The sequence below is a fragment of the Allostreptomyces psammosilenae genome, from assembly GCF_013407765.1.
GTDB lineage: Bacteria > Actinomycetota > Actinomycetes > Streptomycetales > Streptomycetaceae > Allostreptomyces > Allostreptomyces psammosilenae.
The window spans coordinates 861,996-888,253 of record NZ_JACBZD010000002.1 but is presented as its reverse complement, the minus strand read 5'-3'; the positions used below and the strand labels follow the sequence as shown (position 1 = coordinate 888,253).

20 protein-coding genes are annotated in these 26,258 nt (G+C 75.0%); 10 read left to right on the top strand and 10 right to left on the bottom strand.

Annotated elements, in window-relative coordinates; translation table 11 throughout:
- Nucleotides 1-19: 19 nt before the first annotated feature.
- From FHU37_RS26125 to FHU37_RS26110, 4 genes are all read right to left on the bottom strand, one after another.
- Nucleotides 20-724, bottom strand: a complete 705-nt coding sequence (locus FHU37_RS26125; protein ID WP_179817096.1) for an isochorismatase family protein — start codon at nt 722-724, stop codon at nt 20-22.
- A 203-nt stretch (nt 725-927) separates the two neighbouring features.
- Nucleotides 928-2,688: a (2,3-dihydroxybenzoyl)adenylate synthase gene (locus FHU37_RS26120; RefSeq protein ID WP_179817095.1), complete on the bottom strand. Its 1,761-nt coding sequence runs from the start codon at nt 2,686-2,688 to the stop codon at nt 928-930.
- A gap of 92 nt (nt 2,689-2,780) precedes the next feature.
- Nucleotides 2,781-4,133 carry an isochorismate synthase gene (locus FHU37_RS26115; protein ID WP_179817094.1) on the bottom strand — a complete coding sequence of 451 codons (1,353 nt, stop codon included), beginning with the start codon at nt 4,131-4,133 and terminating at the stop codon, nt 2,781-2,783.
- Between the two features lie 840 nt (nt 4,134-4,973).
- Nucleotides 4,974-5,786 (bottom strand): 2,3-dihydro-2,3-dihydroxybenzoate dehydrogenase, encoded by an 813-nt coding sequence (locus tag FHU37_RS26110; RefSeq protein ID WP_179817093.1) that lies wholly within the window; start codon nt 5,784-5,786, stop codon nt 4,974-4,976.
- Nucleotides 5,787-6,274: 488 nt separating this feature from the next.
- On the opposite strand from FHU37_RS26110, the gene FHU37_RS26105 reads away from it, so the two are divergent.
- Complete coding sequence (locus FHU37_RS26105; RefSeq protein ID WP_312892873.1) at nt 6,275-8,224, top strand: putative bifunctional diguanylate cyclase/phosphodiesterase; 1,950 nt, start codon at nt 6,275-6,277, stop codon at nt 8,222-8,224.
- A gap of 139 nt (nt 8,225-8,363) precedes the next feature.
- Here FHU37_RS26105 and FHU37_RS26100 read toward each other — a convergent pair whose 3' ends face one another.
- Nucleotides 8,364-9,227 (bottom strand): aldo/keto reductase, encoded by an 864-nt coding sequence (locus FHU37_RS26100; protein WP_179817091.1) that lies wholly within the window; start codon nt 9,225-9,227, stop codon nt 8,364-8,366.
- A gap of 155 nt (nt 9,228-9,382) precedes the next feature.
- A complete protein-coding gene (locus tag FHU37_RS26095) occupies nt 9,383-10,354 on the bottom strand; it encodes a LysR family transcriptional regulator (protein WP_179817090.1) in 972 nt (323 codons plus the stop codon).
- Nucleotides 10,355-10,443: 89 nt separating this feature from the next.
- Between FHU37_RS26095 and FHU37_RS26090 the strand changes: the two genes are divergently transcribed.
- On the top strand, nt 10,444-10,743 hold the full coding sequence (locus tag FHU37_RS26090) for a hypothetical protein (RefSeq protein ID WP_179817089.1): 300 nt from the start codon (nt 10,444-10,446) through the stop codon (nt 10,741-10,743).
- On the top strand, nt 10,719-11,150 hold the full coding sequence (locus FHU37_RS26085) for a type II toxin-antitoxin system VapC family toxin (protein WP_179817404.1): 432 nt from the start codon (nt 10,719-10,721) through the stop codon (nt 11,148-11,150). The genes FHU37_RS26090 and FHU37_RS26085 overlap by 25 nt, the downstream gene beginning before the upstream one ends.
- A gap of 122 nt (nt 11,151-11,272) precedes the next feature.
- Here the strand turns inward: FHU37_RS26085 and dctA are convergent, their stop codons facing one another.
- On the bottom strand, nt 11,273-12,748 hold the full coding sequence (gene dctA / locus FHU37_RS26080; RefSeq protein ID WP_179817088.1) for a C4-dicarboxylate transporter DctA: 1,476 nt from the start codon (nt 12,746-12,748) through the stop codon (nt 11,273-11,275).
- 243 nt (nt 12,749-12,991) lie between these two features.
- On the opposite strand from dctA, the gene FHU37_RS26075 reads away from it, so the two are divergent.
- The 4 genes from FHU37_RS26075 (at nt 12,992) to FHU37_RS26060 (ending at nt 19,805) form a co-directional block, all read left to right on the top strand.
- Nucleotides 12,992-14,884, top strand: coding sequence for a sensor histidine kinase (locus FHU37_RS26075; protein WP_312892872.1), 1,893 nt, complete (start codon nt 12,992-12,994; stop codon nt 14,882-14,884).
- Between the two features lie 151 nt (nt 14,885-15,035).
- Nucleotides 15,036-15,719: a response regulator gene (locus FHU37_RS26070; protein ID WP_179817087.1), complete on the top strand. Its 684-nt coding sequence runs from the start codon at nt 15,036-15,038 to the stop codon at nt 15,717-15,719.
- A 799-nt stretch (nt 15,720-16,518) separates the two neighbouring features.
- Nucleotides 16,519-18,300 carry an FAD-dependent monooxygenase gene (locus FHU37_RS26065; protein ID WP_179817086.1) on the top strand — a complete coding sequence of 594 codons (1,782 nt, stop codon included), beginning with the start codon at nt 16,519-16,521 and terminating at the stop codon, nt 18,298-18,300.
- Between the two features lie 224 nt (nt 18,301-18,524).
- A complete protein-coding gene (locus FHU37_RS26060; RefSeq protein WP_312892871.1) occupies nt 18,525-19,805 on the top strand; it encodes a helix-turn-helix transcriptional regulator in 1,281 nt (426 codons plus the stop codon).
- On the opposite strand, the gene FHU37_RS26055 is transcribed toward FHU37_RS26060, so the two are convergent.
- From FHU37_RS26055 to FHU37_RS26045, 3 genes are all read right to left on the bottom strand, one after another.
- Nucleotides 19,768-19,935, bottom strand: coding sequence for a hypothetical protein (locus tag FHU37_RS26055; protein ID WP_179817084.1), 168 nt, complete (start codon nt 19,933-19,935; stop codon nt 19,768-19,770). The genes FHU37_RS26060 and FHU37_RS26055 overlap by 38 nt on opposite strands.
- A 216-nt stretch (nt 19,936-20,151) precedes the next feature.
- Nucleotides 20,152-21,306, bottom strand: a complete 1,155-nt coding sequence (locus FHU37_RS26050) for an FAD-dependent oxidoreductase (RefSeq protein ID WP_179817083.1) — start codon at nt 21,304-21,306, stop codon at nt 20,152-20,154.
- Nucleotides 21,307-21,468: 162 nt separating this feature from the next.
- A complete protein-coding gene (locus FHU37_RS26045; RefSeq protein ID WP_179817082.1) occupies nt 21,469-22,455 on the bottom strand; it encodes a slipin family protein in 987 nt (328 codons plus the stop codon).
- Nucleotides 22,456-22,780: 325 nt separating this feature from the next.
- Here FHU37_RS26045 and FHU37_RS26040 point away from each other — a divergent pair, with 325 nt between their 5' ends.
- The 3 genes from FHU37_RS26040 to FHU37_RS26030 are packed head-to-tail and all read left to right on the top strand — an operon-like array spanning nt 22,781 to nt 25,483.
- Nucleotides 22,781-23,611 (top strand): LamB/YcsF family protein, encoded by an 831-nt coding sequence (locus tag FHU37_RS26040; RefSeq protein ID WP_179817081.1) that lies wholly within the window; start codon nt 22,781-22,783, stop codon nt 23,609-23,611.
- Nucleotides 23,612-23,618: 7 nt separating this feature from the next.
- Nucleotides 23,619-24,461, top strand: coding sequence for a 5-oxoprolinase subunit B family protein (locus tag FHU37_RS26035; protein WP_312892869.1), 843 nt, complete (start codon nt 23,619-23,621; stop codon nt 24,459-24,461).
- 59 nt (nt 24,462-24,520) lie between these two features.
- Nucleotides 24,521-25,483 (top strand): 5-oxoprolinase subunit C family protein, encoded by a 963-nt coding sequence (locus FHU37_RS26030; RefSeq protein WP_179817080.1) that lies wholly within the window; start codon nt 24,521-24,523, stop codon nt 25,481-25,483.
- The last annotated feature ends 775 nt before the right edge of the window (nt 25,484-26,258 follow it).

Below are 26,258 nucleotides of genomic sequence, written 5' to 3'. Positions count from 1 at the left end.
CCGCGGGGCCGTCGCCGGGTCAGGAGCCGGTCGGCGCTCCGGCGAGCGACGGCGGCGCGGTCTCCGCCGCGTCCGGCCGCCGGCCGGGGTCACCGAGCTGGGCGGCGGCCCGGCGGGTGGACAGGACGACGGCGCAGCGCCCGGCCGCCCAGCGCAGCGCCTGCCGGTGCTCCTCCGGGCTGAAGTCGGCGACGGCGTCGGCCACCAGGAATGCCTGGATGTCGCGCTGGAAGGCGTCCGCGGCGGTCATCAGGCAGCCGATGTGGGCGTAGATCCCGGTGACGACGAGCTGGTCGCGCCCCCGCTCGGCCAGCAGTTCCGCCAGCCGGGTGCGCTGGAAGGCGCTGTAGCGCCACTTGGTGAGGGTGACGTCGCCGGGCAGCGGCGTGAGTTCGTCGATGACGGCGGCCCGCGCCGGGTCGTCGCCGACGCCCGGCCCCCACCACTCCAGTTGCAGGCCGCGCTGCGCGGGCGTCTGGCCGGACGGTTGGGCGCAGTAGATGACGGGGGTGCCGGCGGCGCGGGCGGCCGCGGTGAGGGTGGCGATGTGGGCGACGGCGGTGCGGATCGGCTCGGCGCCCTGGGGGAAGGCGTCCACGAAGTGGCGTTCCATGTCGTGCACCAGCAGGGCGGCGCGGCCCGGGTCGATGGTCCACGGGACCCGGGCGGGGGGCAGCTCGTCCTCGGTGGGCAGGGCGTAGGGGGCGATGGACGGCAGTGCCATGGCGGCTCGGCCTTTCGTGCTGGGCTGGGGCGTGCGGGGTGGAGCGGGTGAAGCCGGTGAAGCGGGGCGGCCGGGGAGGAGTCGGGTTCCGGCGGGGCCCACCCGGGCCACGGGGCGGGCCCCGCCGGAGTTCTGGGTGCCGCGGGGTTCCCGGGGGTCGGCGGAGTTCCCGGGGGTCGGCGGAGTTCCCGGATGTCGCCGGGTCAGGAGGCCGCGGAGTCGGCCCGCGCCAGGAGCTGGGCGCGCAGCGCCTGCCGCAGCTCGCGCTTGCTGACCTTGCCGACGTGCGTCCGCGGGAACGCCTCGGTGATCTCCACCCGGTCGGGGATCTTGTAGTCGGCGAGCCCGCGCCCGCGCAGGAACGCCTTCAGGGCGATCCCGGACGGGGCCTGGTCGCGGGGTGCGCGCGGGACGACGAAGGCGCAGGTGCGTTCGCCGAGGTAGTCGTCCGGCATGGCGACGACGGCCGCGTCGTGCACGTCCGGGTGGGCGAGCAGGTGGTTCTCCACCTCCTCGGCGGCGATCTTCTCCCCGCCGCGGTTGATCTGGTCCTTGGCCCGGCCCTCGACGACCAGGTAGCCGTCCGGGGTGCGGCGGACCACGTCGCCGGTGCGGTAGTAGCCGTCGGGGGTGAAGGCCGCGGCGTTGTGGGCGTCGGCGGCGCCGTCCGGGCTGTAGTAGCCGCGGATGGTGTAGGGGCCGCGGGTGAGCAGGTGGCCGGGGGTGCCGTCGGGGACGTCGCGGTCCTCGTCGTCGACGACCCGCACCTCGTCGTCCGGGGAGATCGGGCGGCCCTGCGTGGTGCAGCGCACCTCCTCCGGGTCGTCGAGCCGGGTGTAGTTGACGAGCCCCTCGGCCATGCCGAACACCTGCTGGAGGTCGCAGCCGAGCACCGGGCGGACGCGCCGGGCGGCCTGCTCGCTGAACTTGGCGCCCCCCACCTGGAGCACCCGCAGGCTGCCGAGGTCCGGCAGCGCGTCGGGGGCGCCCTGCGCCCGGGCGGCCTCGGCGGCGTCCAGCCAGAGCAGGGCGAGCGGGGGGACGAGCGAGGTGATGGTGACCCGCTCGGCGGCGATCAGCGCGAACGCCTCAGCGGGGGTGGCCCGCGGGGCGAGCACGACGCGCCCGCCGGCGTGCAGCGCGCCGAGGAAGCCGGGCGAGGACATCGGGAAGTTGTGCGCCATCGGCAGCACGCACATCAGCACGGTGTCCGGTCCCAGCCCGCAGATCTCCGCGCTGGCCCGCACCGAGTACAGGTAGTCGTCGTGGGTGCGGGGGATGAACTTGGGCAGTCCGGTGGAGCCGCCGGAGAGCTGGAGGAAGGCGATGTCGGCCGGGTCGGGCTCGGGCACCTCGGCCAGGGCGGCGGCGCCGGCCTCCCTGCCCTCGGCCCGCAGCGCGTCGAGCGAGACGGCACCGAACGGCAGCTCCTCGGGCGCGGAACCGGGCCCGGCACCGGGCGCGCCACCGGGCGCGGCGTCGTCCCCGGTGCCGGCGATCACCACGTGGCGGAGCCGGGGGCAGTGCTGGACGGCGTGCGCGGCGAGCAGCCGGTGGTCGAAGCCGGCGTGCCGGCCGGTGGTGACGTAGCCGACGGCGCCGGTTGCCGTGCAGAAGTGGGTGATCTCGCTGTGCCGGTGGCTGGGCAGCGCGTAGACCGGCAGGGCGCCGAGCCGGAACAGCGCGAAGATCACCTCCAGGAACTCGGCGGTGTTGGGCAGCTGGACGACGACGCGGTCACCGGCCCGCAGCCCGCGCCGGTGCCAGGCCGCCGCCAGCCAGATCGCCCGGGCGTCGAGTTCGGCGTAGGTCCAGCGACGGTCGCCGCTGACCACGGCGACGCGGTCGGGGTGGGCGACGGCTCGGGCGCGGAGCATTCCGTGCAGGGTCTGCCCCGTCCAGTGGCCGGCGGCGCGGTAGCGGGCGGCGTACTCCGGCGGCCAGGGGGTGCATCCGGGCAGCATCGTTGACGGTCCTTCCAGTCTTCACGGGCGGGACGACCGAGGTGATCGGCGTGGCGTGGCGGTGGGGCTGGGTGGGGCGGTGGGACGGGCGGTCAGTCGAGGGGGCGCTCCACGCCGGCCGCCAGCAGGAAGGTGCGGAACTTCGCGGAGGTCTCGGCGAGTTCGGCGTCCGGGTCGGAGCCCACGACGATGCCGGCGCCGGCGAACAGCCGCAGGGAGTCGCGTTCCGCCTCGGCGCAGCGGATGGTGACGATCCACTCGCCGTCCCCGTCGGCGTCGCACCAGCCGACCATTCCGGTGAACCAGCCGCGCTCGAAGGGCTCCAGCTCGCCGATGAGGCGCCGGGCGCGGTCGGTGGGCCGGCCGCAGACGGCCGGGGTTGGGTGCATCGCGCAGGCCAGGTCGAAGGAGCTGACGGTGCGGTCGGCGAGCCGTCCGGTGATCCGGGTGGACAGGTGCCACATCGTGGCGGTGCGCAGCAGGGACGGTTCTGCGGGCACGTCCAGCTCCGCGCACAGCGGGGAGAGCGCCTCGGTGATGGACCGGATCACCACGGCGTGCTCGTGCCGGTCCTTGGCGGAGGCGAGCAGCCGCTGGCCGCGCGCGTGGTCCTCGGCCGGGTCCGTCGCGCGGGCGATGGAGCCGGCGAGCGGGTTGGCGGTGAGGGTGGTGCCGTGCCGGGACACCAGCAGTTCCGGGCTGGCGCCGATGAGGGTGCGCGGGCCCGGGTAGGCGCGGGGGCCGGTGGCGCCGTGGTGGGCGCGCGCCGGCAGGTCGAAGGCGAAGGTGTGGCCGCCGGGATCGCGGCGGGCCAGGGCGCGCAGCATCCGGGGCAGGTCCAGCGGCGCGGTGCCGGGGCCACCGGCGGGTTCAAGGCGGAGCGAGCGGGAGAGCACGACCTTCTCCAGCTCGCCGGCACCCATCCGCCGGACCGCCTCGGCGACGGCCGCGCGGTAGACCTCGGGCGCCGGATCCGGGGTGACCAGCCAGCCACCGCCCGCCGCCTCTCCCGGTACCGGGTTGCCGGGGTTCGCGGGGGTGGCCCGGTTCGCGGGGTCGGCCGGGTTGGTCAGCGGGCGGCGGCCGGTCGGCCACTCGTCGACCGGCAGCGGGAGCGCCCGCTGCACGGATGCCGGCACCACCAGGTGCGGGGGGTGCTCGCGGTCGTCCGGGTCGAAGGGGACAGCACCGATGACGATCGGGTGGTCCGCCCCCGCCGCCCGCGCGCTCCGCAGGGTTTCCGCGACGCGCTGGCGCAGGGGCGTGTCCCCCGTGGCCGGGACGGACGCCCGGACGCCGCGGGCGAGGAGCGCGCCGCGCGGGGTGCTGAGGAACCAGGAGCCGCCGGGACGGTATGCCGCGAGGAGGTCGGCGACGTGGGCGGCGGTCTCCGGGCGGCTCTGCCGGGGTATCCAGGGCTGCGCGGGGGCGGTGGTGTGCTGCATGGGGTTCTCCGCAGGGATGGTCTGCCTGGGGTGGTGGTTCGGGGCAGGCGCGGACGAGTGGCGGCCTGGCGCCCCGTGCACGGGTGGCCGGATCACGGCTGGCGGCAGGGCGGGGGGGCGGGTGGGGGGTGGGGGTGTTGGTGGTGCGTTGGTGGTGCAAGTGGGGGTGTTGGTGGTGCAGGTGGCGTTGGTAGTGCGGACGGTCTTGGTGGTCTGGGTGGTCTTGGGGTGCGGGCCGTGATGGGGTGCGGGCCGTGATGGGGTGCGGGCCGTGATGGGGTCCGGGCGGTGTTAGTGGTGCGAGCCGTGTTGGCGGTGCGGATGGGGCGGGGGCGACTCGGCGGGAGACCGGTGGGAGTTCCTGGAGCCTGTGGCCGCCGCCTCCACCCCTCGGGCTGATCTCGCTGGGGCGGAGTTATCCACAGGCGGAAAGTCGGGGGCTGCGGTGGGTCGCTGTTTCGTGCCAAGGTTGAAATAAGGGGGTCCCCCTTCGGGCCCCCTACGGGTGTTGCTCGTGGGGTGGGTGAGGTGCGGGGTGTGCGGGGCGTCTCGTGTGGTGCGCCGTGCCGGTAGCGAACGCTGATGCTCTCTGTGGTGGTGCGCTGACCCTGGTGACTGCTCCTGCCCTGGCGGCTCCACCGGCCCTGGTGGTCGATCGGATCCGGCGGCTCCGGTCCAGTGGCTGACGGCTCCGGCCCGGGTGGCTCCGGCCCAGTGGCTGGTGGCGCGATCCGCGCGGCGCCCGCGACGGGGCCGGCGCCGTCCCGTCCCCGGGTCGGTGGCGTTCCGTCGAGCCCGTCCAGGCCCCGGGTTCACCCGGCGGCGTGCCCGGCCGCCGCGTCAGACGTGCAGCGTGGCGCCCCCGTCCACGTACAGGTCCTCCATGACGACGTGCCGCGCCCGGTCGGAGAGCACGAACAGCACGGCGTCCGCGATGTCCTCCGGCTGGGCGATGCGCCCGATCGGCACGCCCGTGCGGAAGGCCGCGAGGTCGCCGACGAGCACCTTCTCCAGGGCGGCACGCTCGGCCCGTGGGTCGCGCCGCGCCTCCTCCGGCCAGAGCGCCCGCTGCATGGCGGTGTCCGTGGAGCCCGGTGAGACGGTGTTGCAGCGGATGCCGTGCGGCGCCAGTTCGAGCCCGAGGCAGCGCGTGAAGTGCGCGGCGGCGGCCTTGGAGGCGGCGTAGGCCGCCATGCCCGCGCGTGGCGTGCCGGCTGCGTTGGAGGCGACGGTGACGATGTGTCCGCGTCGGCGCGGCACCATCCGGCGGGCGACCGCGCGGGAGGTGTGGAAGACGCCGGTGGCGTTGACCGCGAAGGTGCGGGTCCACGCCTCGTCGGTGGTCTCCACCACCGGACCGGGCGTCAGCACGCCCGCCACGTTGACCAGGATGTCCACGGGGCCGAACCGGGATTCCACGGCGTCCAGTACGCGTTCCACGGCATCCGGGTCGGTGACGTCGAGCGGCTGCGCGCAGACCTCGCCGCCTCCGGCGCGGATCGCCTCCGCGACGGTATGGACGCCCTCCGCGTCGAGGTCCGCCGCGGTGACGGCGACGCCCTCCAGGGCCAGTCCCCGGGCGACGGCGGCACCGATGCCCGCCGCCGCCCCGGTCACCAGTGCGACGGAGCCTTCGATGCGCATTTCGGCCATCTGCTCTGCCCACCTTCCTTCGGGGGAAATTTTTCGCGCCAGCCCTCTTGGACATGACGAGGGCACCTTCGAGGGCGCGGAACGCGGCACCTCGAAAACGAAGGCAAGCCTAACCTAACTATCACGGAGACCCGCACCTGGGTGACCCGGGCGTATGAACTCGCACGTCAGGCCCGTCTTCTGACTGCCCCGGAGGGGAGCCGCAACGGCTGACCACCCACCAGGGTTCGATCAAGGGTCCCCGCCATAACCCCCACGGACGATCTACCCGCGCCGCCCACCACACATGCCGACTGCGCGACGTTTTGCTATGGAAAGTACGGATTCTGCGGTGTTCGAACCTTCGAAAACCGGGAAACGTTGCGCCGTTGGAGCGCTACATTGCGTAGCTGGGGTCCATGGAGTCCGACGCCACCGGACCGTGCGAGGAGGGGACTGTGACATCGGCCACCGGCCCTTTCACGGGCGCCGTTCCTTTGGGGGCGCCCGTGGAGACACCGGAGCGAGCACCCGCGCAGGGCCCGGCGGAGCAGCCGACGGGACAGCGGAAGGAGACCCCGGCGGAGAACGCGACCGACGCGGCGACCGACACCGCCACCACCACGGCCACCAGCGCCCCGACGGACGACGCGCCGGACGAACCGGCCCCGGAACCAGCGTCGGAACCAGCCCCGGAACGCGCCGCGGAGCTCCGCCGGCTCGACGCCGACCCCTTCACCGGCGAGGAGCGCTTCCGCGCCGTCTTCGACGAGTCCGGCATCGGCATCCGGCTCGGCGACCTGGAAGGCCGCACGGTGATGGTCAACCAGGCGTTCGCCCAGATGATCGGGCACAGCCGGCCGGCCGCCGCGGCCCTGCACGACGCCGACCTGCTGCACCCCGACCAGGAGGGCGCGGAGGAGGCCGCGGCCCGCCACCGCGACCTGCTGGCCGGCCGGGTCGACCGGGTCAAGCTCCGCCGCCGCTTCCGGCACAGCAGCGGCCGGCTGCTGTGGACCAGCATGACGATGAGCCTGATCCGGGACGCCACCGGGCAGCCCGTCTACACCCTCTCCCTCGTCGAGGACATCTCCGAGCAGCACGAACTCCAGGAGCGGCTCCGGCACCAGGCGCAGCACGACCCGCTGACCGGCCTGCCCAACCGGGCGTTGTTCTTCGAACGCCTGGAGGCCGCGACCAGCGGCCAGGACGCCCGGGTCGGCGTCTGCTACCTCGACCTCGACGGCTTCAAGGCCGTCAACGACACCCTTGGCCACCACATGGGCGACGACCTGCTGGCCCACGTCGCCGACCGGCTCGCCGACCGCATCGGGGCCGCCGACCGGCTGATCGCCCGGATGGGCGGGGACGAGTTCGTCGTGCTGGTGGAACGCTCCACCGGCCTGGCGCAGGTGACCGCGATCGCCGAGGAGGTGCTGCGCGCGCTGGACGCGCCGTTCGAGATCGGCGGCCAGCGGGTCAGCGTCTCGGCGAGCATCGGCGTCGTCGAACAGGCCGCCGCCCAGACGACCCCGGCCGAGCTGATGACGGCCGCCGACGCCAGCCTGTACTGGGCCAAGCACGAGGGGAAGGGGCGCTGGCGCTGCTGGGAGCCCGACCGCGCCGCCCGCGAGGTCACCCGGCAGCGGCTGGCCACCACCATGCGGCCGGCGATCGAGCAGGGCGAGTTCCACCTGGAGTACCAACCCCTGGTGGACCTGCGGGACGGGGCGCTGCGCGGCGTGGAGGCGCTGGTGCGGTGGAACCACCCCAGGCTCGGCCGGATCGCGCCCAGCGTCTTCATCGGCCTGGCCGAGGAGACCGGCGCGATCGTGCCGCTGGGCCGCTGGATCCTGACCGAGGCGTGCTCCCGCGCCGCCGAGTGGGCCGCCGCGATCGGACGAGAGTGCCCGTTCCTCAGCGTCAACCTGACCGTGCGGCAGATGTGGGAGTCGGACGTCGTCCGCGACGTGCTGCGGGCCCTGGAGGTGAGCGGGCTGCCGCCCGCGCTGCTGCAACTCGAGCTCACCGAGAGCGACCTGCTCGGCGACGCCGGCCGGCCGGTCGAGGCGCTGAACGAGCTGGCCCACGCCGGCGTGCGGATCGCCATCGACGACTTCGGCACCGGGTACTCGAACCTCGCCTACCTCAGCATGCTGCCGGTGCACGCGCTGAAGCTGGACGGCATGTTCGTGCAGGGATTCGGCACGACGGACCGGTCGGGCAGCCGCAACGACACCATCGTCACGGCGCTGGTGCGCCTCGCGCACTCCCTCGGGATCACCGTCACGGCGGAGGGGGTGGAGCGGGAGGAGCAGGTCAGCGGGTTGCGGGCGGCCGACTGCGACCTGGCGCAGGGCTGGTACTTCGCCCGGCCGGTCTCCGCCGAGGACCTGACGGCGATGCTGCTCCGCGGCACCCCGCCGCCCGGGGCCGGCCCGGCCGTCCGGGACAGGTGACCTCCCCGGGCGCCAACCCCACGGGGACGCCTACCGGGACGCCCCCGCGGCCGGCCCCGGGAGGGTCCCCGGGGCCGGCCACCGGGAGCTCGCCGGCCACCGCGACCAGGCCGGCCGGCGGGATCGGACCGGCCGGCGCTCAGCCGGTGGCGTCCAGCTCGCGGATCTGCTCGGCGGTCAGCTCGAGTTCGGCGGCCAGGGCCGAGTCGCGGATGGTCTCCGGACGGCTCGCCCCCGGGATCGGCACGACCACCGGCGACTTGCCGAGCATCCAGGCCAGGCACACCCGCTGCGGGCTCACCTCCAGTTCCTTGGCGATCCGCCCGAAGCGCTCGTAGCTGTCGCCGAGGCCGGTGGCCTTGCCGATGCCGCCCAGCGGGCTCCACGGCAGGAAGGCCAGCCCCAGTTCGGTGCACAGCTCCAGCTCCGGCTCGCTGCTGCGGAACGCCGGGGAGAACTGGTTCTGCACGGAGACCAGCGCGTCACCGAGGATGTCGCGGGCCAGCCGGATCTGGTCGGAGTCGGCGTTGGAGATGCCGGCCAGCCGGATCTTGCCGGCGTCGTGCAGCTCCTTCAGGGCGCCGATGGAGTCGGCGTAGGGCACGGCCGGGTCCGGGCGGTGGAACTGGTAGAGACCGATGGCCTCCACCCCGAGGCGGTCGAGCGACGCCTCGCAGGCGGCGCGCAGGTGGTCCGGGTGGCCGTTCTGCGTCCAGCTGCCGTCGCCCGGCCGCAGGTGGCCGCCCTTGGTCGCGACCAGCACGCCCTCGGCGTCGCGACCGCGCGCGGCCAGCGCCTTGGCGATCAGCAGCTCGTTGTGGCCGACCTCGTCGGCGTCGCGGTGGTAGGCGTCGGCCGTGTCGATCAGGGTGACGCCGGCGTCCAGCGCGGCGTGGATGGTGGCGATGGAGCGCTGCTCGTTGGGCCGGCCCTCGATGCTCATGGGCATGGCACCGAGACCGATGGCGCTCACCTGTACGGGCCCGAGGGAACGCGTGCGCATGGGGATTGGCCTCCAAAGACCTACAGACGGGGAGCGGCCCTCCGCTGCCTGACACAGCGGTCGGCACTGGCCTGCTCCGGCCACCACTCTTCCGCCGGCTGGCCGGATCCGTCCAACACGGATCCGAGAACGCTTCCATCGCCCACGGCGATCAATCAGCGCCGGGCCACGGCGGGCTCGGCCGTCTCCTCGGGTTCGGCGTCGCCCGCCCGGGGCGCTTCGGCGTCGGTCAGGTCCGCGAGCAGGGCGGCGGCGGCCGGGCTGGGGCGGCCGGTGGCGGGCATGGCGACCCACACCCGCCACAGGGCGTCGCCGGCCAGCGGGATCCGGCACAGCCCCTTGGCCTGTTCCTTGTGGGTCACCGGCAGCGGCACCACCGCCGCCCCCATCCCCCTGGTGACCAGGTCCAGCAGGGTGTGCACGTCGCCGACCTGCATGGCGACGACACGTCGCACCCCGGCGGCGGCGAAGGCCCCGTCCACGGCCTGCCGGGCGCCCCAGTCCGGGTGGAAGTCCACGAAGGTGTGCCCGTCCAGGCGGGACCACTCCAGCGGCACGGGGACCTCTCCCGCGCGCCCGGGATCCACCCGGGCGTGGTCGGCCAGCGCGTGGTCGGCCCGGCACAGCAGCACCATCGGCTCGGCCGCCATCGGCAGCAGCCGCACCCCCTCCGGGGGCGTGTCGGAGGAGACGAACGCCAGGTCCATGGAGCCGGTCCGCACCTGCTCCAGCAGCCGCCCGGAGCCCGCCTGGTCCATGTGCACCTGCACGCCGGGGTGGCGCACCCGGAAGTCGGCCAGCAGGCCGACCGGGTCGGTGACGCCGAGGCACTGCTCGGTGCCGACGGTGAGGCGTCCGGTGAGCAGGCCGCGCATCGCCGCCACGGCCTCCCGCGCCCGCGCGGCGGCGGCGAGGGTGCGGCGGGCCTCGGTCAGCAGGATCCGGCCGGCGTCGGTGAGCTGCACCCGGCGGGTGGAGCGGGTGAACAGGTCCACGCCCATCTCCCGCTCCAGGGCGCGGACGGAGGCGGAGAGCCCGGACTGCGCGATGTGCAGCCGCTCGGCGGCCCGGGTGAAGTGCTGCTCCTCGGCGACGGCGACGAAGTGCTCCAGATGGCGTAGTTCCACATTCAGCAGCTTAGGTGCTGGGTCGACGACCACAGGTCCCGCCGGTTACCCCCGCAGGATTTTATGAATCGCTTTGCTAAAGTAGTCGCATGACGACTACGGAAGACGACTACGCCGTCGGCACCGGCCCCGCCACGGTGATAAGCGTGTCGATGCCCAAGGGAACCGCCACCGCCCTCCGCAACCACGTGGGCAAACGAGGGATCTCCGCCTTCGTCACCGAGCTCGTGGAGGACGAGCTCCGTGCGGCGGTCATCGACGAGGTGGTCGCCTCCCACGTGCGCGAGCACGGCCCGTTCCCGCAGGACGTGATCGACCACGTCGACGCGGACTTCGACTTCGACCAGACCGGAGACCGGACGGAATCGCACGACAGGCGCGCGAGCTGAAGGGCGGGGCTGTCGTCCTCGACAGCCAGGGGCTCTCCAAGCTCGTCGAAGGCGACCGCATCGAGGCGAGGCGCTGGCAGCGGGCTCGCGCGGAGGGCATGCGGATCGTCGCCAGCACGCTGACGGTGGTCGAGGTGAGGCACGCCCGGGTACGCGAGGCGCAGCTCAACTGGTACCTGTCGGCGATCAAGCTGGTGCCGGTCTCGGCGGAGATCGCCGGACAGGCGTCCACGCTGCTGCTCAACGCCGGGCTCCACGGCCACAGGTACGCGATCGACGCGGTGGTGGCGGCCACCGCCCTCGACCAGCCCGGCGCCGTCATGCTCGTCACCTCCGACGTGGACGACATGACGAAGCTGTGCGCCGACCACCAGCGAACCGCCCCGTTCAAGATCGTCGGCATCTGAGCCGGCCGGGACGCGGAGGGCCCGCCGGCCCGAGGAGGGGTTCGGGCCGGCGGGCCGGTTCCGGAGCCCCCGCACGGACTCCGGGCGGGGGGTGGTCGCCGGTGCGCTGTCTCAGTGGTGTGTCAGCGGGCGGCGCCTGCCGCCGGGACCTTCTCCAGGTCGGGGCGCGCGCCGTCCTCCGCGTCCGCCGCCGGGTCGTCGTCCGCCCGGTCGTCGTCCGCCCGGTCACCGGCGGCCGGGGCGGTGGCAGCGGCCGCGTCCTCCAGCGGCGGGACGGGCTGGCCGCTGAGCACCTTGCGGGCCCGGTCGTGGTCCATCACGCCCTCCCAGTTGGCGACCACGATGCTGGCCAGGCTGTTGCCGGTGACGTTGGTCAGGGCCCGGCACTCGCTCATGAACTTGTCGATGCCGAAGATCAGCATGATTCCGGCGACCGGCACGGTGCCGACCGTGGAGAGGGTGGCCGCCAGCACGATGAACCCGGAGCCGGTGACGCCGGCCGCGCCCTTGGAGGTCAGCAGCAGCACCGCGAGCAGCGCCAGCTGCTGGCCGAGGGAGAGGTCGGAGTCGGTGGCCTGGGCGACGAACATCGCGCCGAGGGTGAGGTAGATCGAGGTGCCGTCGAGGTTGAAGGAGTAGCCGGTCGGCACCACCAGGCCGACGACCGGCTTCGGCGCGCCGAGGTTCTCCAGCTTGCGCATCAGCTGCGGCAGCACCGACTCCGAGGAGGAGGTGCCGAGCACGATCAGCAGCTCGTCCTTGAGGTAGCCGAGCAGCCGGAAGATGTTGACCCGGTTGGCGGCGGCGATCGAGCCGAGCACCACGACCACGAAGAACAGCGAGGTGCCGTAGAAGAGGGCGATCAGCTGGCCGAGGCTGGTGAGCGTCTCGATGCCGTACTCGCCGATGGTGTAGGCCATGGCGCCGAAGGCGCCGATCGGGGCCAGGTACATGATGAAGTGCAGCATCTTGAAGATGACCGCCGACAGCCGCTCCACGCCGGCCGCGATCGGGGCGGCCTTGGCGCCCACGGCCTTGATGGCGAAGCCGAAGAGCACGGCGATGACCAGTACCTGGAGCACGTCGCCCTCGGCGAAGGCGCCGACGAAGCTGCTCGGCACGAAGTCCGTGAGGTAGTGCCAGGCGCTGGAGTGCTCGCCCTGCTCGATGTAGCTGGCGGCCTGGTCGGAGACGGCGATGTCCTCCGGGTCGGCGTGCACGCCGTCGCCCGGCCGGAAGATGTTGACCGCCACCAGGCCGAGGACCAGGGCCACGGTGGAGACGACCTCGAAGTAGACCAGCGCCTTGACGCCGACCCGGCCGACCTTGCGCAGGTCGTCGACGCCGGCGATGCCGGAGACCACGGTCAGGAAGATCACCGGGGCGATGACCATCTTGATCAGCGAGACGAACATGGAGCCGAGCGGCTCCAGTCCGGTGGCGAACGACGGCCACAGGTAGCCGACGAGGATGCCCGCGGCGATCGCGGTCAGGACCCAGACGTACAGCTGCTGGTACCAGCGCTTGCGCGGCGGGGCGCCGCTCGGGGCGGCGCGGCGCTCGTCGCCAGTGGCGGCGACGGAGGGTGCGGCGGGCATCGGTGACCTCCTGCGGGAACGGCTCTCGGGGTGACCCGGCCCGGCGCGCGGCGTCGCCGCGGCCGAGCGGGTCGGCGCGCCGCCGCGTCCATGGACGCCACCCCCTGAATGTGACGTACGCAACGCGGTGACACGCAGGGGAAACCTTGCGCCGCGCGCCGCGGTGACTTCGCGGTTTCGTTCGTAACGTTCACCACACCGGGGGAACTCGGTACGGGTGGGACGGGAGCGACACTGGGGCACGTGGCCCTCCGCTCCGCGCCCCGACGCGACCGCTCGCTCGGCCGGCGGCTGCTCCGCCTGCAGCTGCTGGTCTTCACCGTGCTGGTGCTCGCCGCCACCGCCCTGACGCTGGTGGCGGAGGAGCACGGTGCCCGCGACCGGGCGGCCCAGCGCGGGCTGGACGTGGCCTGGACGGTGGCGCGCACGCCGACCGTGACGCAGGCCCTGGACGATCCGGACCCGTCCGCCGTGCTCCAGCCGTTCGCGGAGTCGGTGCGGTCCGCCACCGGGGTCAACTTCATCACCGTGATGGCGCCGGACCGCACCCGGTACACCCACACCAACCCCGAGGAGATCGGCCGCCGCTTCCTCGGGCACGTGGAGCCGGCGCTGGCCGGGCGGGCCTTCACCGAGACGTACACCGGCACGCTCGGGCCCTCGGTGCGGGCGGTGGTGCCGGTCACCGACGACGGCGGGCGGGTCCGGGCGCTGGTGTCGGTGGGCATCGGCGTGGACCGGGTGAGCGAGTCGTTCCGGGCGCGCATCCCGGGGGTGCTCGGCTTCTCCGCGCTCGGGCTGTGCCTGGCCGCGGTGGCGGCGCTGCTGATCAGCCGGCGGATCCACCGGCAGACCCTGGGGCTCGGGCCCGAGGAGCTGGCCCGGCTCTACCAGCACCACGACGCGGTGCTGCACGCGGTGCGGGAGGGGCTGCTGATCCTCACGCCGGACGGCCGGGTGACCCTCGCCAACGACGAGGCGCAGCGGCTGCTGGGCCTGCCCCCGGCCTGGCCGGACCAGCCGGACCAGCCGGACCAGCGCGACCGGCGCGATCGGCCGGGCCAGCCGGGCCAGCCGGCGGCGGACGCCGTGGCGGATCCGGCGGGCCGGCCGTTGGGCACGCTGGGGCTGCCGGCGGCGCTGGTGGAACGGCTGGTGACCGGGCGGGTGGGCGCCGACGAGATGCACCTGGTGGGCGACCGGGTGCTGATCGTCAACCGGCAGCCGGTGGTGCACGAGGGGCGGGAGCTGGGCGCGGTGGTGACCTTCCGGGACCGCACCGAGCTGGAGGCGGTCTCCTCGGAGCTGGACTCGGTGCGCGGCTTCACCGAGTCGCTGCGGGCGCAGGCGCACGAGGCGGCGAACCGGCTGCACACGGTGGTGACCATGGTGGAACTGGGCCGCACCCGGGAGGCGGTGGAGTTCGCCACGGAGGAGCTGGCCGCGACCCAGGCGCTGACCGACGAGGTGGTGAGCGCGGTCGACGAGCCGGCGGTGGCGGCGCTGCTGCTGGGCAAGGCGGCGCAGGCGCACGAGCGCGGGGTGCGGCTGGACGTGTCGGCGGACGGCGGGGTGGCGGAGCTGGGCCTGCCGGCACACGACCTGGTCACCGTGATCGGCAACCTGGTGGACAACGCGATCGACGCGGCGGCCGGCGCGGCGGGCGCCGCGGGCCCCGCCGGGTCGGAGGCCGCCCGGGTGTGGGTGTCGCTGCGGACCGGTGGCGCCGACGGCCCCGCCGGCGCGCACGACCCCACCGGGGTGGACGACGCCTCCGGTGCGGCGCAGGAGGCGGGGCCGGTGGAGTACGCGGGGCCGGGGGTGCTCACCGTCACGGTCCGCGACACCGGGCCGGGGCTGCCGCCGGAGGCCGCCGAGGAGGCGTTCACCCGCGGCTGGTCGACGAAGGGCGCCACGGGACGGCGGCAGGGGCGCGGCCTCGGGCTGGCGCTGGCCCGGCAGTCGGCGCGGCGGCACGGTGGCACGGTCCGGGTGGCCCGCCGGCCGCACCCGGAGGAGGAGGGCCGGGAGGTGACGGTGTTCACCGCCACGCTGCGGATGCCGGCCCGGGTCGGCGGGGTGCCCCGCGGGACGGTGGGCGCGCCGGCCGGCCACGGCGGCTGTCCGCCCGGCTGAGCCGGGACTACCGTGGACGTCGCCGACCGAGCCGGTCCCGTCCACCCCACCGGCCCGACCAGCCCCACCAGCCCACCGCCTCCAGTAGCCCGCGCGCCCGACAAGCCCGTCCGCCCCCAGCCATCCGCCCGCCCAGGAGCACCGCCCCACCATGATCCGCACCCTGGTCGTCGAGGACGACCCGCTGCTCGCCGACGCCCACCGCGCCTACACCGAGCGCGTGCCGGGCTTCGAGGTCGTCGGGGTGGCCAGGCGCGGCGAGGAGGCGCTGCGCCTGCTGGCCACCACGCCGGTGGACCTGGTGCTGCTGGACTTCTACCTGCCGGACATGGGCGGGCTGGACATCTGCCGGACCCTGCGGGCGCGCGGGGCGGCGGTTGACGTGATCGCGGTGACCTCGGCCCGGCAGCTGGAGACGGTGCGGGCCGCGGTCTCCCAGGGCGTCGTGCTGTACCTGCTCAAGCCGTTCACCTTCGCCGCCTTCCGGGACAAGCTGGAGAGCTACGCCGAGTACCACCGGCGGACGCGCACGGCCGAGACGGCCCTGGGGCAGGGTGACGTGGACCGGATGCTGGCGGCGCTGCACGAGCCGGGGCGGCCCTCGCTGCCGAAGGGGATCGGGGAGCAGACGCTGGCGGCGACGGTGCGGGCGCTGCGCGAGGCGGGCACGGAGCCCGCCACCGCCCGCGCGGTGGGCGAGCGGCTCGGCGTCTCGCGGATCACGGCGCGGCGGTACCTGGAGTACCTGGTCGAGCGGGGGCTCGCCGCGCGGGCGCCGCACTACGGCGGACCGGGCCGCCCGGAGCACCGCTACACCTGGCACGGTGACGCCTGAGTCGCTCCCGGTGAACCCCGCGGGCGAGCACCCGGGCACCTCACATCGCGGGGACGCCCACCCGTACGGTGGAATTCATCCAGATTTAACAGTTCCGGTCTTCCGGGACCGGAATTCCGGGGAGTTCGGAGAGTTCCGGGAGTTCCCCGGCCGAACTCGGCAAGCGGAGTCGGGCGCTCCGCCCGCCGGCCGCGCCCGGCGTGCGCAGCGCGCCGTCGGGCCGGGCCGATCACCGCCCGCGCCGGCGCCGCACCCACCCCGATGCCCTCCGGAATCACCGTACTGACCAGCGCGAATCCGTCCCGAGCGGGAGGCGGACGGCGCGCCCCGGCCGGCCCGCGCGGTCCCCCGCCGGCCGGCCCGGAGGCGGCGGCCCAGCCGTACGACAGCCGGGGAAGAGCCCCGGCACGACGTCTTCCAAAAAACCACCATATTCTTCCCAAGATCGTTGACATGGGTCAACGCGGGCATGCGATGGTATGTCCAGAACTTCGCGTGATGCCATATCTGACGGGGGTGGACATGGCACATATCGGTTCGGTCGGTTCTCCGACCCACGCAGGCGCACATCCGCGAATCCGCCGGTGAGACGCCCCGCCACGACGACGACGTCACCGCTCGACGACGCACACCCTGACTCCGGGCCCGGCCGGCCCGCCGGCCGACCGCGCCGCGCCCGCGTCCGCGCGCGGCGACGGGTCAGCACGCATGGTGCCGCACCGCGGCGGCGCCGCAGTCATCCGGCGGGTCTCCCGCCGTCGCTCCAGGGCGTCCCCGGAACCAGCGGAGGTACCGCATCATGACCATCGACGACACCCAGGTCCTGATCGTGGGAGCCGGCCCGACCGGCCTGATCACCGCCTGCACCCTGCTGGCCCACGGCGTGTCGGTGCGGATCGTGGACCGCCGCCCGGGGCCGGACGACTCGCCCCGCGCCACCGTGCTGTGGAGCGGGGCGATGGAGTGCCTGCTGCGGGTCGGCGTGTCGGAGGAGGTGGCGGACGCCGCGCTGCCGCTGGCCGGCGCCTCCTACTGGTCCCGGCGCAAGCGGGTCGGCGAGATGCGGTTCGGCCGCCTGGAGGGCACCGCGTTCCCCGGCCCGCTGTGCGTGCCCCAGCCGGTGACGGAGCGGGCGCTGCACGCCCGGCTGACCGCGCTCGGCGGGCGGGTGGAGTGGCAGGCGGAGGCGATCGGGGTGACCGTCCGCGGCTCCGGCGCGGAGGACGGCTCGGTCATCGTCGCGCTGCGGCGCTCGGACCGCCCGGTGGAGCGGGCCACCGCCCGCTGGCTGATCGGCGCCGACGGCATCGACAGCTTCGTGCGCGGCAGCGTGGGCATCGCCTTCGAGGGCGACGACGGTGACCGGGAGCTGATCGTGGCGGACGGCGTCGTCGCCGGTCCCGTCCCGCTGGACGAGGCGCAGTACCACCTGACCCCCGCCGGGATACTGGCGCTGCTGCCGCTGCCCGACGGGGGCCACCGGATCCTGGCCGACGTACCGGTCGGGGAGGGTGTCGAGGGCGCCGCCGCGGCCGGGGCGGGCCGCACCGCCGAGGCCGGTGGGGCCGCTGGGGCCGGTGGGGCCGCCGCCGGGCCCGGGGCCGCCGAGGGCCCGGAGGAGGACGCGCGCTCCGCCCCGCCCGGGGAGGAACTGGTCCAGCGCCTGCTCACCGAGCGCGGCCCGGGCCGGCTGCGGCTGCGCGGCGCGTGGTGGTCGCACCGGCTGCGGGTGCACGGCAAGGTGGCCCGGACCTTCCGCTCCGGTCCGGTGCTGCTGGTGGGCGACGCGGCGCACGCGCACACCCCGGCCGGCGGGCAGGGCATCAACACCGGCCTGCAGGACGGCTTCGACCTCGGCTGGAAGCTGGCGGCCGTGCTGCGCGGGTGCGACCCGGCGCTGTTGGACAGCTACGAGTCCGAGCGCCGGTCGGCCGCCGTGCAGGCGCTGCGGCACGCCGAGCAGCAGGCCCGCGCCTGGCAGTTGAAGAACCCGATCACCCGCGCGGTGCGGGACGCGGCCATGCAGTCCTTCTCCCGCACCGGGATCCTGGAGCGCCAGATGCTGCCCCAGCTCGCCCAGTTGGAGCTGGACCACTCCGGCAGCCCGGCCGTGGCCGACCTCCAGGGTGCCTGGGTGCTGCCCCGGGCGGTCCGGCTGGGGTGGCGCGTGCCGGACACCGGGTTGATCCCGCTGCACGGCACCAAGGCCACCTCGCTGCACCGCTACCTCTCCGCCGGGCGGCACGCGCTGCTGGCGGTGGGCGAGGACGCGGCCGGCGGTCTGGCGGCCCGGGCGGCCGAGGCGCTGCGCGGGCGCGGCGTGGAGGACCTGGTGGACGTGCTGTGGATCCGGCCCGAGGGCACCACCTCGGCCGACGAGGAGGACACCGGCGCCGAGGTGGGGTGCGACATCGCGGTGGTGAACGGCACGCCGGCGGAGAGCGAGGTGTACCAGGGCGGGCCGTGGCTGGTGTACGTGCGCCCGGACGGCGTGGTCGCCGGTCGGGCCAGCGTGGCCGGGGTCCTCGGGCTGCTGGAGCGGCTGCCGTCGCGCCACGGGCTCGTCCGCATCGCCTGCTGATTCCTCCCGTTCGCCGCCCCGCCTTCCCTTTTGGCCGCAGATGGGATCCATTGGAATTCGATGGGGGTTACGCGACTTCCGTCCTCGGCGACCGCCCGGTTTTCGGGTCGGTTAAGCGGGGATGGCGGGCGCGGAAACGGCGGGGGCGTCGGCGGGCGGGTGCGGACCGGCCGTGTCCGGGAGGTAGTTTTGGGTAACTGAACAGGCGGAACGGGTGCAGCACGGTGGACTTCAGCGGCCACACGACGACCGTCGTCGACGCGGCCGCGGGGAAGGTGCGGACGGTGGCGGCGAACGACGTATCCCGGCAGGAACTCGCTGACTTCTTGAAATCGCGGCGGAGAAAGGTGAATCCGGCGGCCGTCGGAATTCCGGTGAACCGGCGCCGCCGCGTTCCCGGACTGCGTCGGGAAGAGGTCGCGCAACTGTCCGGCGTGAGCCTGACCTGGTACACCTGGCTGGAGCAGGGCCGGAACATCAACGTCTCCCGGGAGGTGCTCGGCGGCATCGCCCGGGCGCTGGCCCTCGCGCCGGCCGAGCGCGCCCACCTGTTCCGGCTGGCCGGCGAGGGCGACCCGTGCGAGCCGGAGGCGGTGGAGGAGGAGCCCACGGCGACGGACGACGTCTCCGGCTTCGTGGAGCTGCTGGCCCCCAACCCGGCCTACGCCATGACCCCGTGGTTCGACCTGGTGGCCTGGAACCGGCCCGCCGCGGCGCTGATGGGCCTCCCGCGCCAGCGGCCCGCGGGGGCGCTGAACGCGCTGGCCATGATGTTCGAGGACGAGCGCTGGCGCGTGACCATGCCGGACTGGGAGCGGGAGGCGCGCTGGATCGTGGGGCTGCTGCGGGCGGCGTCGGCGCAGCAGCTGGCCAACCCCCGCTTCGGCGAGCTGATCCGGCACCTGTCGGACACCAGCGAGTTGTTCCGCGCCTGGTGGACCAGCCACGACGTGGAGGAGTTCACCCCGTCCGTGCGGCGCCTGTGGTACCCGGAGGTCGGGGAGCTCCGGCTGAACTACATGCGGTTCGTGGTGGAGGGCCGTCCCGGCCTGTCCGTCGTGGTGCACTTCGCCCCGCCCGGGTCGCCGGAGGCGGAGCGGCTCGAACGGCTGGTGCGTGCCAGGAGCGGCGCGCCCGTCCCGGCCCCGCCGGCCGGCGCGCCGGTGGAATCCGCCGGAGCCGCGGAACCCGTCGACGCGGCCGAGGCCCCGGCCCCGGTGGCCATGGAGGTCCCGGTGCCGGTGGCCGTCCCGGAACCCCCGGCCCGCCCGGAAGCCCCGGCGGTCGCCGAGTATCCCGACGGTGTCCCGGTGACCGCCGCCGGCCCCGCGCTCACTCCGGGCTCGGGCGCCGGCAGGCGTCCCGCCGAAGGGCGCCCGGTCAGCGGGCGGCCGGCCGACGGCGTCGGTCAGTACGGCACGGCGGGCGGACGCCGGCACGGGCCGCACCCGGCCGCGCCGACGCCGCTCACGCCACGCGGTCGACGAGGACCGTCAGTACGGTGATCGCCGCCAGCAGGGCCCACACCGCCCACAGCGAGGCGCCGCCGCCGGCGATGGCCAGCGCGGTGAGCAGCATCAGCCCGGCCGTGGAGGCGGCGAGGAGGGCACGGACGGCGGCGGACCTACGGGGCATCGGCTTCCCTCTCGTCCGAGGATCGCGACTGCCCACATGATGCGGGCGACCCGCCGCCGGGCGCCATGCCCCGGACGAGGGAATCCCCGGTGGCGGGCGCGGCGGAGTGGCCGGTGCGGCGTCCTGGCGGAGCGGCGGCGCGGCGGTCGGGCCGCGAGGGCCGGGCCGCGACGGTCGGGTCCCGGCGTCCAGGCCCCGGCGGCCGAGCCCGGGCGGTCAGCGGTCGTTCAGCCCGGCGAGGTCGCGGGTCAGCGTGTTCCGGAAGGCGGCGGAGGTGGAGGCGGCGGCGAGCAGTGCGTTGCGCGCCGGCCGCAGCGGCGCGGGGGCGGTGGCCAGGCGGGTCAGCCGGCCGGCGAGGCGCAGCACCCGCAGCGCGGCCGGGCGGCGGGCCGCGGTGTAGGCGTCCAGGGCCTCCGGCGGGGCGTCGTCCGCCACGGCGGGGGCGAGCAGCCCGGCCAGCGCCATGGCGTCCCGCAGGCCGAGGTTCATGCCCTGGCCGCCGGCGGGGCTGTGCACGTGCGCGGCGTCCCCGAGCAGCAGCACCCGGCCGGCGCGGTACCGGTCGGCGACGCGGTGGTGGACGCGGAAGCGGGAGCCCCAGGTGACCTCCTCGGCCTCCACCCGCGGGGCCGCGGGGCCCCGGGTGGCGAGCAGTCGCTGGAGGTGGGCGGCGTCCGGCTGCTCGGGGGGCGCGGGGACGGCGGCGACGAAGCGGAAGGCGCCGTCCGGCAGCGGGGCGGACACCAGCATCCCGTCCGGGGAGAAGAACAGCACCACCTCGTCCCGGGGCAGCGGACCGGACACCCGGGCGTCGGCGAGGCTGAAGCTCTCCGCGGTGTCCTTCCCGGTGAAGCCGATGCCCACGGCGCGGCGGACGGTGCTGTTCAGGCCGTCCGCCCCGACCAGCCAGCGCGCCCGCACCGTGCCGCCGTCGGCCAGGGTGGCGGTGACCCCGTCCCGGTCCTGGGCGAGGGAGACCAGTTCGGTGTCCGGGACGACCTCCCGTCCGCCTCGGCGCACCCGGTCGGTGAGGATCTCCTCGGTGCTGGACTGCGGGACCATCAGGGCGTAGGGGTGCGGCACCGGCAGCCGGTCGAACCGGATGGGGACGAGCAGCCGGTCGCGGTCCCGGATGGTGAAGCGGTGGGCGCGCAGGCCGCGTCCGACGAGGGCGTCCACGACCCCGAGCGGCGCGAGCGCCTCCAGCGTGCGGTCGTGGACGACGGCGGCCCGTGAGGTGCCGACGCCTCCGGAGCGGCGGTCGACGAGCGTCACCTCGACGCCCCGGTCAGCGAGGGCGGCGGTCAGGGCGAGCCCGGTCGGGCCGGCTCCCACCACCAGGACATCGGTGTCGACACGGTCGTGACGCACGGCGATCGCCTCCAGAAGTCATCACCTGTTGAGACGACTCTGCGCCCGCGCGCCCATAAAAGTCAACACCTGTTGGCCAACATGCGTTGGCATTCGGGGGTGGCCCACACCTCCGCCGCACCGCGCGTACACGCCGGAGGTGCGGTCACACCGGGCCGGGACTCACTCCGCCCCGCCGGCCGCACCCCCGGCGCCACCCGGCCCCTGGTGCCGGTGCGGCTCCGGATGCCGGTGCGGCTCCGGGTGCCAGGTGTCCGGCGCCTCCGGCACCTGGGACTCGGGCGGGTGCGCGGCCAGCGTCCACGGCGAGGGCGCGGTGGGGCGGGCGGCCTCGACCGCCGGCGGCCCGCCCGGTGCGGCGGCCCGCTCGCCCGCCGGGGTGGCGGCGCCCGCCGGGGCGGTGCCCTGCGCCCGCTCCAGGAAGCGGAGCAGTTCGACCGGGAAGGGCAGCACCAGCGTGGAGTTCTTCTCCGCCGCGACCGCGACCACCGTCTGGAGCAGCCGCAGCTGCAGGGCGGACGGGCTCGCGGACATCGTCCGGGCGGCCTCCGCCAGCTTGTGCGAGGCCCGCAGCTCGGCGTCGGCGTTGATGACCCGCGCACGGCGCTCCCGCTCGGCCTCGGCCTGCCGCGACATCGAGCGCTTCATGGTCTCCGGGAGGGAGACGTCCTTGATCTCGACCCGGTCCACGTGCACGCCCCAGCCCACCGCGGGGCTGTCGATCATCAGCTCCAGGCCCTGGTTCAGCTTCTCCCGGTTGGAGAGCAGGTCGTCCAGGTCGCTCTTGCCGATGATGGAGCGCAGCGAGGTCTGCGCCATCTGCGAGACGGCGAAGCGGTAGTCCTCCACCTTGATCACCGCGTCGGCCGCGTCCACCACCTTGAAGTAGACGACCGCGTCCACCCGGACGGTGACGTTGTCCCGGGTGATGCCCTCCTGGGCCGGGACGGGCAGGGTGACGATCTGCATGTTCACCTTGTGCAGGCGGTCGATGCCCGGAACGATCATCGTGAATCCGGGGTCCCGCACCCGGGGCTGCAACCTGCCGAGGCGCAGCACCACCCCTCGCTCGAACTGCCGCACGATGCGGGCGCTGGCCATGAACCCCACCATGCCCAGGATCAGGACGGCCATGATCAACAGGAGCATCACGGCACCCCCTCGCTGTGGACGCGCTTAGTGATACCGCTCTCTCCACCGTACCGCCGCACACCCCGACCAACCCGGTCGAAAAATCCTGACAGATGCCGATAAAGACGGCCCAAACACCGCCCCGCAGCCGCCCGGAACGCCCCTGGTGAACGGGCCGGCGGGCCCGGACCGGGAGGCCTCGCCCGCCGGAGCCGTCCACCACGTGACATCGGTGCTGCCGGGGCCGCCGGTGGATGGCAGGATCGTGGCGGCGGGGGTGGTGGAAGCCCCCACAAAGTGGGGTACCACGCAGCCGAGACCCATCACGTCGGAGGGCGGGGCGATGAACGTCAGAGTCGACGAGCAGGCCAGCGATGCGATCAGGGCCAGCGGCCCGGTGATCGACCTCAACTGCGACCTCGGAGAGGGGTTCGGCATCTGGCGCCTGGGGGAGGACGAGGCGCTGCTCCCCCTCATCACCAGCGCCAACGTCGCCTGCGGGTTCCACGCCGGCGACCCCTCCACGATGCGCAGGGTCTGCGACCTCGCCGCGGAGCACGGCGTGGCCATCGGCGCGCAGGTCGCCTACCGCGACCTGGCCGGCTTCGGCCGCCGCTTCATCGACGTGGACCCGGCCGAGCTCACCAACGACGTGCTGTACCAGATCGCCGCGCTCGACGGCTTCGCCCGCGGCGCCGGCACCCGGGTCTCCTACGTCAAGCCGCACGGCGGCCTCTACAACGCCCTGGTCACCCACGCCGCCCAGGCCGCCGCGGTGGTGGAGGCGGTGCGCCGCTACGACCCGACCCTGCCCGTCCTCGGGCTGCCCGGCTCGCAGATCCTGCGGCAGGCCGCCGACGCCGGCCTCACCCCGATCGTGGAGGCGTTCGCCGACCGCGCCTACACCGACCAGGGCGCCCTGGTGCCGCGCCGCCAGCCCGGAGCGGTGCTGGAGGACCGGGCGACTGTGGTCGACCGCAGCGTGCGGCTGGCCAAGGACGGCGTGGTGGAGTCGGTGGACGGCAACCTGGTCGCGATCACCCCCCGCTCGCTGTGCGTGCACGGCGACACGCCCGGGGCCGTGGCCATCGCGGGAGGCATCCGGGAGGCGCTGCTGTCAGCGGGGGTGACGATCGCGCCGTTCGTTCCGGTGCCCGCGCCGACCCGGCGGTGAGGCCCCGGTGAGCACGCGGCCCACGGGGGCGGCTCCGGCGGGCACCGGCCCCACCGGAGCGGAGGGGTCCCCTCCCCCGGCTCCCCCGACTTCCCCCGTTGCCCCGGATCGCGCGGAGCGCCCGGACTTCCCCGGCTGCTCGGACTCCCCGGGCTCCCCGGACTCCTCGGACTCCCCGGCGCTGTCGCTGCGCCCGGTGGGCGGGGCGGCGCTGCTCGCCGAGTGCGGTGACGGACCGGAGGAGACGGCGCGGCTGTTCCGGGCACTGGCGCCGGTCGCGGCCGAGCGGGGGTGGGAGCTGGTGCCGGCCGCGCGCACGGTGCTGGTGCGCTTCGACGAGCGGACCGACGACCTGTTCGCCGTGGGGCGGACGGTCCGCGCCGTCGCCACGGGCTCCCCGCATGACTCCCCCGGCGTCGCGTCCCGCCCCCCGGAGGCACCGCTGGTCGTCCCCGTGCGCTACGACGGGCCCGACCTGGCCGAGGTCGCCTCCCGGCTGGGGCTCGACGTCCCGGAGGTCGTCGCCCTGCACAGCTCGGCCGAGTACACCGTCGCGTTCTGCGGCTTCACCCCCGGATTCGGATACCTCACCGGCACCCCGGAGCCGCTGCACCTGCCCCGCCGGGCCACCCCGCGGACCCGGGTGCCGGCCGGCTCGGTGGCCGTCGCCGGGGGCTTCACCGGCATGTACCCGACCGCGTCGCCGGGCGGCTGGTGGCTGCTCGGCAGCACCGACGCCCCGCTGTGGGACGTCCACCGGCAGCCGCCCGCGCTGCTGACGCCCGGCCGGCGGGTGCGCCTGGAGCCGGTGCGGGCCGGGGCGGGCGCGCAGGCGGAGGGAGACCGGTGAGCGTGCAGGTCCGCGCCCCCCGGACGGCACGCCCGGGGCCCGCGCCGCAAACCCGGGGCGTGATCGAGGTCGTGCGTCCGGGCCCCCGGGCCACCGTGCAGGACGCCGGACGCCCCGGCTACGCCGCGCTCGCCGTGGGCCGCTCCGGCGCGGCGGACCAACGCGCCTTCCGACTGGCCAACCGTCTGGTCGGCAACGAGGAGTCGGCCGCCGCCGTCGAGTGCACGCTGGGCGGGCTGCGGGTGCGCCTCCCCGCCGGCGGGATCATCGCCCTCGCCGGCGCCCCCTGCCCCGCCACCGTCCACCCGGCCGGCACGGCCGACGCGGCCTTCCGGACGGCCTTCCGGACCGACGCGGCCTCCGCGAGCACCACGGCCTCCGCGAGCACCACGGCGGCACGCCGCCCCCGTTCCATCGGGTTCCACTCGGCCGTGTGGATCGGCCCCGGGGAGGAACTCCGGCTGGGCACCCCACCCGCCGGCCTGCGCACGTACCTGGCCGTGCGGGGCGGCGTGGACGTCCCGCCCGTGCTCGGCTCGCGCTCGACGGACACCCTGGCACACCTCGGTCCGGCCGCACTGCGCGCCGGCGACCGGTTGCCGGTCGGGGCCGCGGCGGTGACCCAGCCGTGGTGGGACGTCGTCCCGGCCCCGCCGATCCGGCCGGAGCCGGTGCTGCGGGTGCTGCCGGGGCCGCGTGACGACTGGTTCACCCGCGACGCCCTGCTCCGGCTGTGCTCCGCCCCGTACACCGTCACGCCGGACGCCGACCGGATCGGGGTACGGCTGGCCGGGCCCGAGCTGGTGCGCGCCGTCCCGGGGGAGCTGCCCTCGGAGGGCATGGTGGCCGGGGCGCTCCAGGTGCCGCCGGACGGACAGCCGGTGCTGTTCCTGGCCGACCATCCGGTCACCGGGGGCTACCCGGTGATCGGCGTGGTGCTCGCGGACGACCTGCCGGAGGCCGCCCAGCTGCGCCCTGGCGGCCTGGTCCGCTTCCGTGCCCTGCCCCGCCCCCCGGTCTGACCGCCGGCCGACCTGACCGCGGCCCAGGGCAACGGGGCCTCAACGGCCGGTCTGACCGCCGCGCCGGGCGACCGGATTTCAGCGGCCGGTCCGCCATGAGTCCGCGATGGGGTCGCCATGGGTCGGCCGCGATTGACCGCGGGTTGATGGCGGGTTGACGGCGGGTTGACGGCGGGGGCGGCCACCGATGCCGCCGGACCGGCCAGCAAATTGGTGAACGCTCAACCACACCTAGGGAAGCCCTGGTGGCCCCCCCGATTTCCACGCTCTCACGGGAGCTCGGCGTGGCGGGAGTCCCCCTTCCAAGCTGTGGATAACTCCGGTGAACGCTCAACCACACCTAGGGAAGCCCTGGTGGCCCCCCGATTTCCACGCTCTCACGGGAGCTCGGCGTGGCGGGAGTCCCCTTTCCGAGCTGTGGATAACTCTGGTGAATCTTCAACCGGGCCTGGCCGGGCCTGGCCGAGCCGGGTAGGGCCAGGCCAGGTAGGGGGCGGGGCAAGTCAAGGCGGCCCGGATCTGGTCGGGGCGGCCCGGGTCAGGGCAGGACGCGAGTCAAGGCGGCCCGGGATCGGGGCAGGACGGGATCGGGGCAGGACGGGGCGGCGACCCGGATCAGGCCGGAGCTGGCGCGGTCAGGCCGGAGCTGGCGCGGTCAGGCCGGAGCTGGCGCGGTCAGGGCGAAGCTGGCCGGTCAGGGCGAAGCTGGCCGGTCAGGGCGAAGCTGGCCGGTCAGGGCGAAGCTGGCCGGTCAGGGCGGAACCGCCGCGCGGCC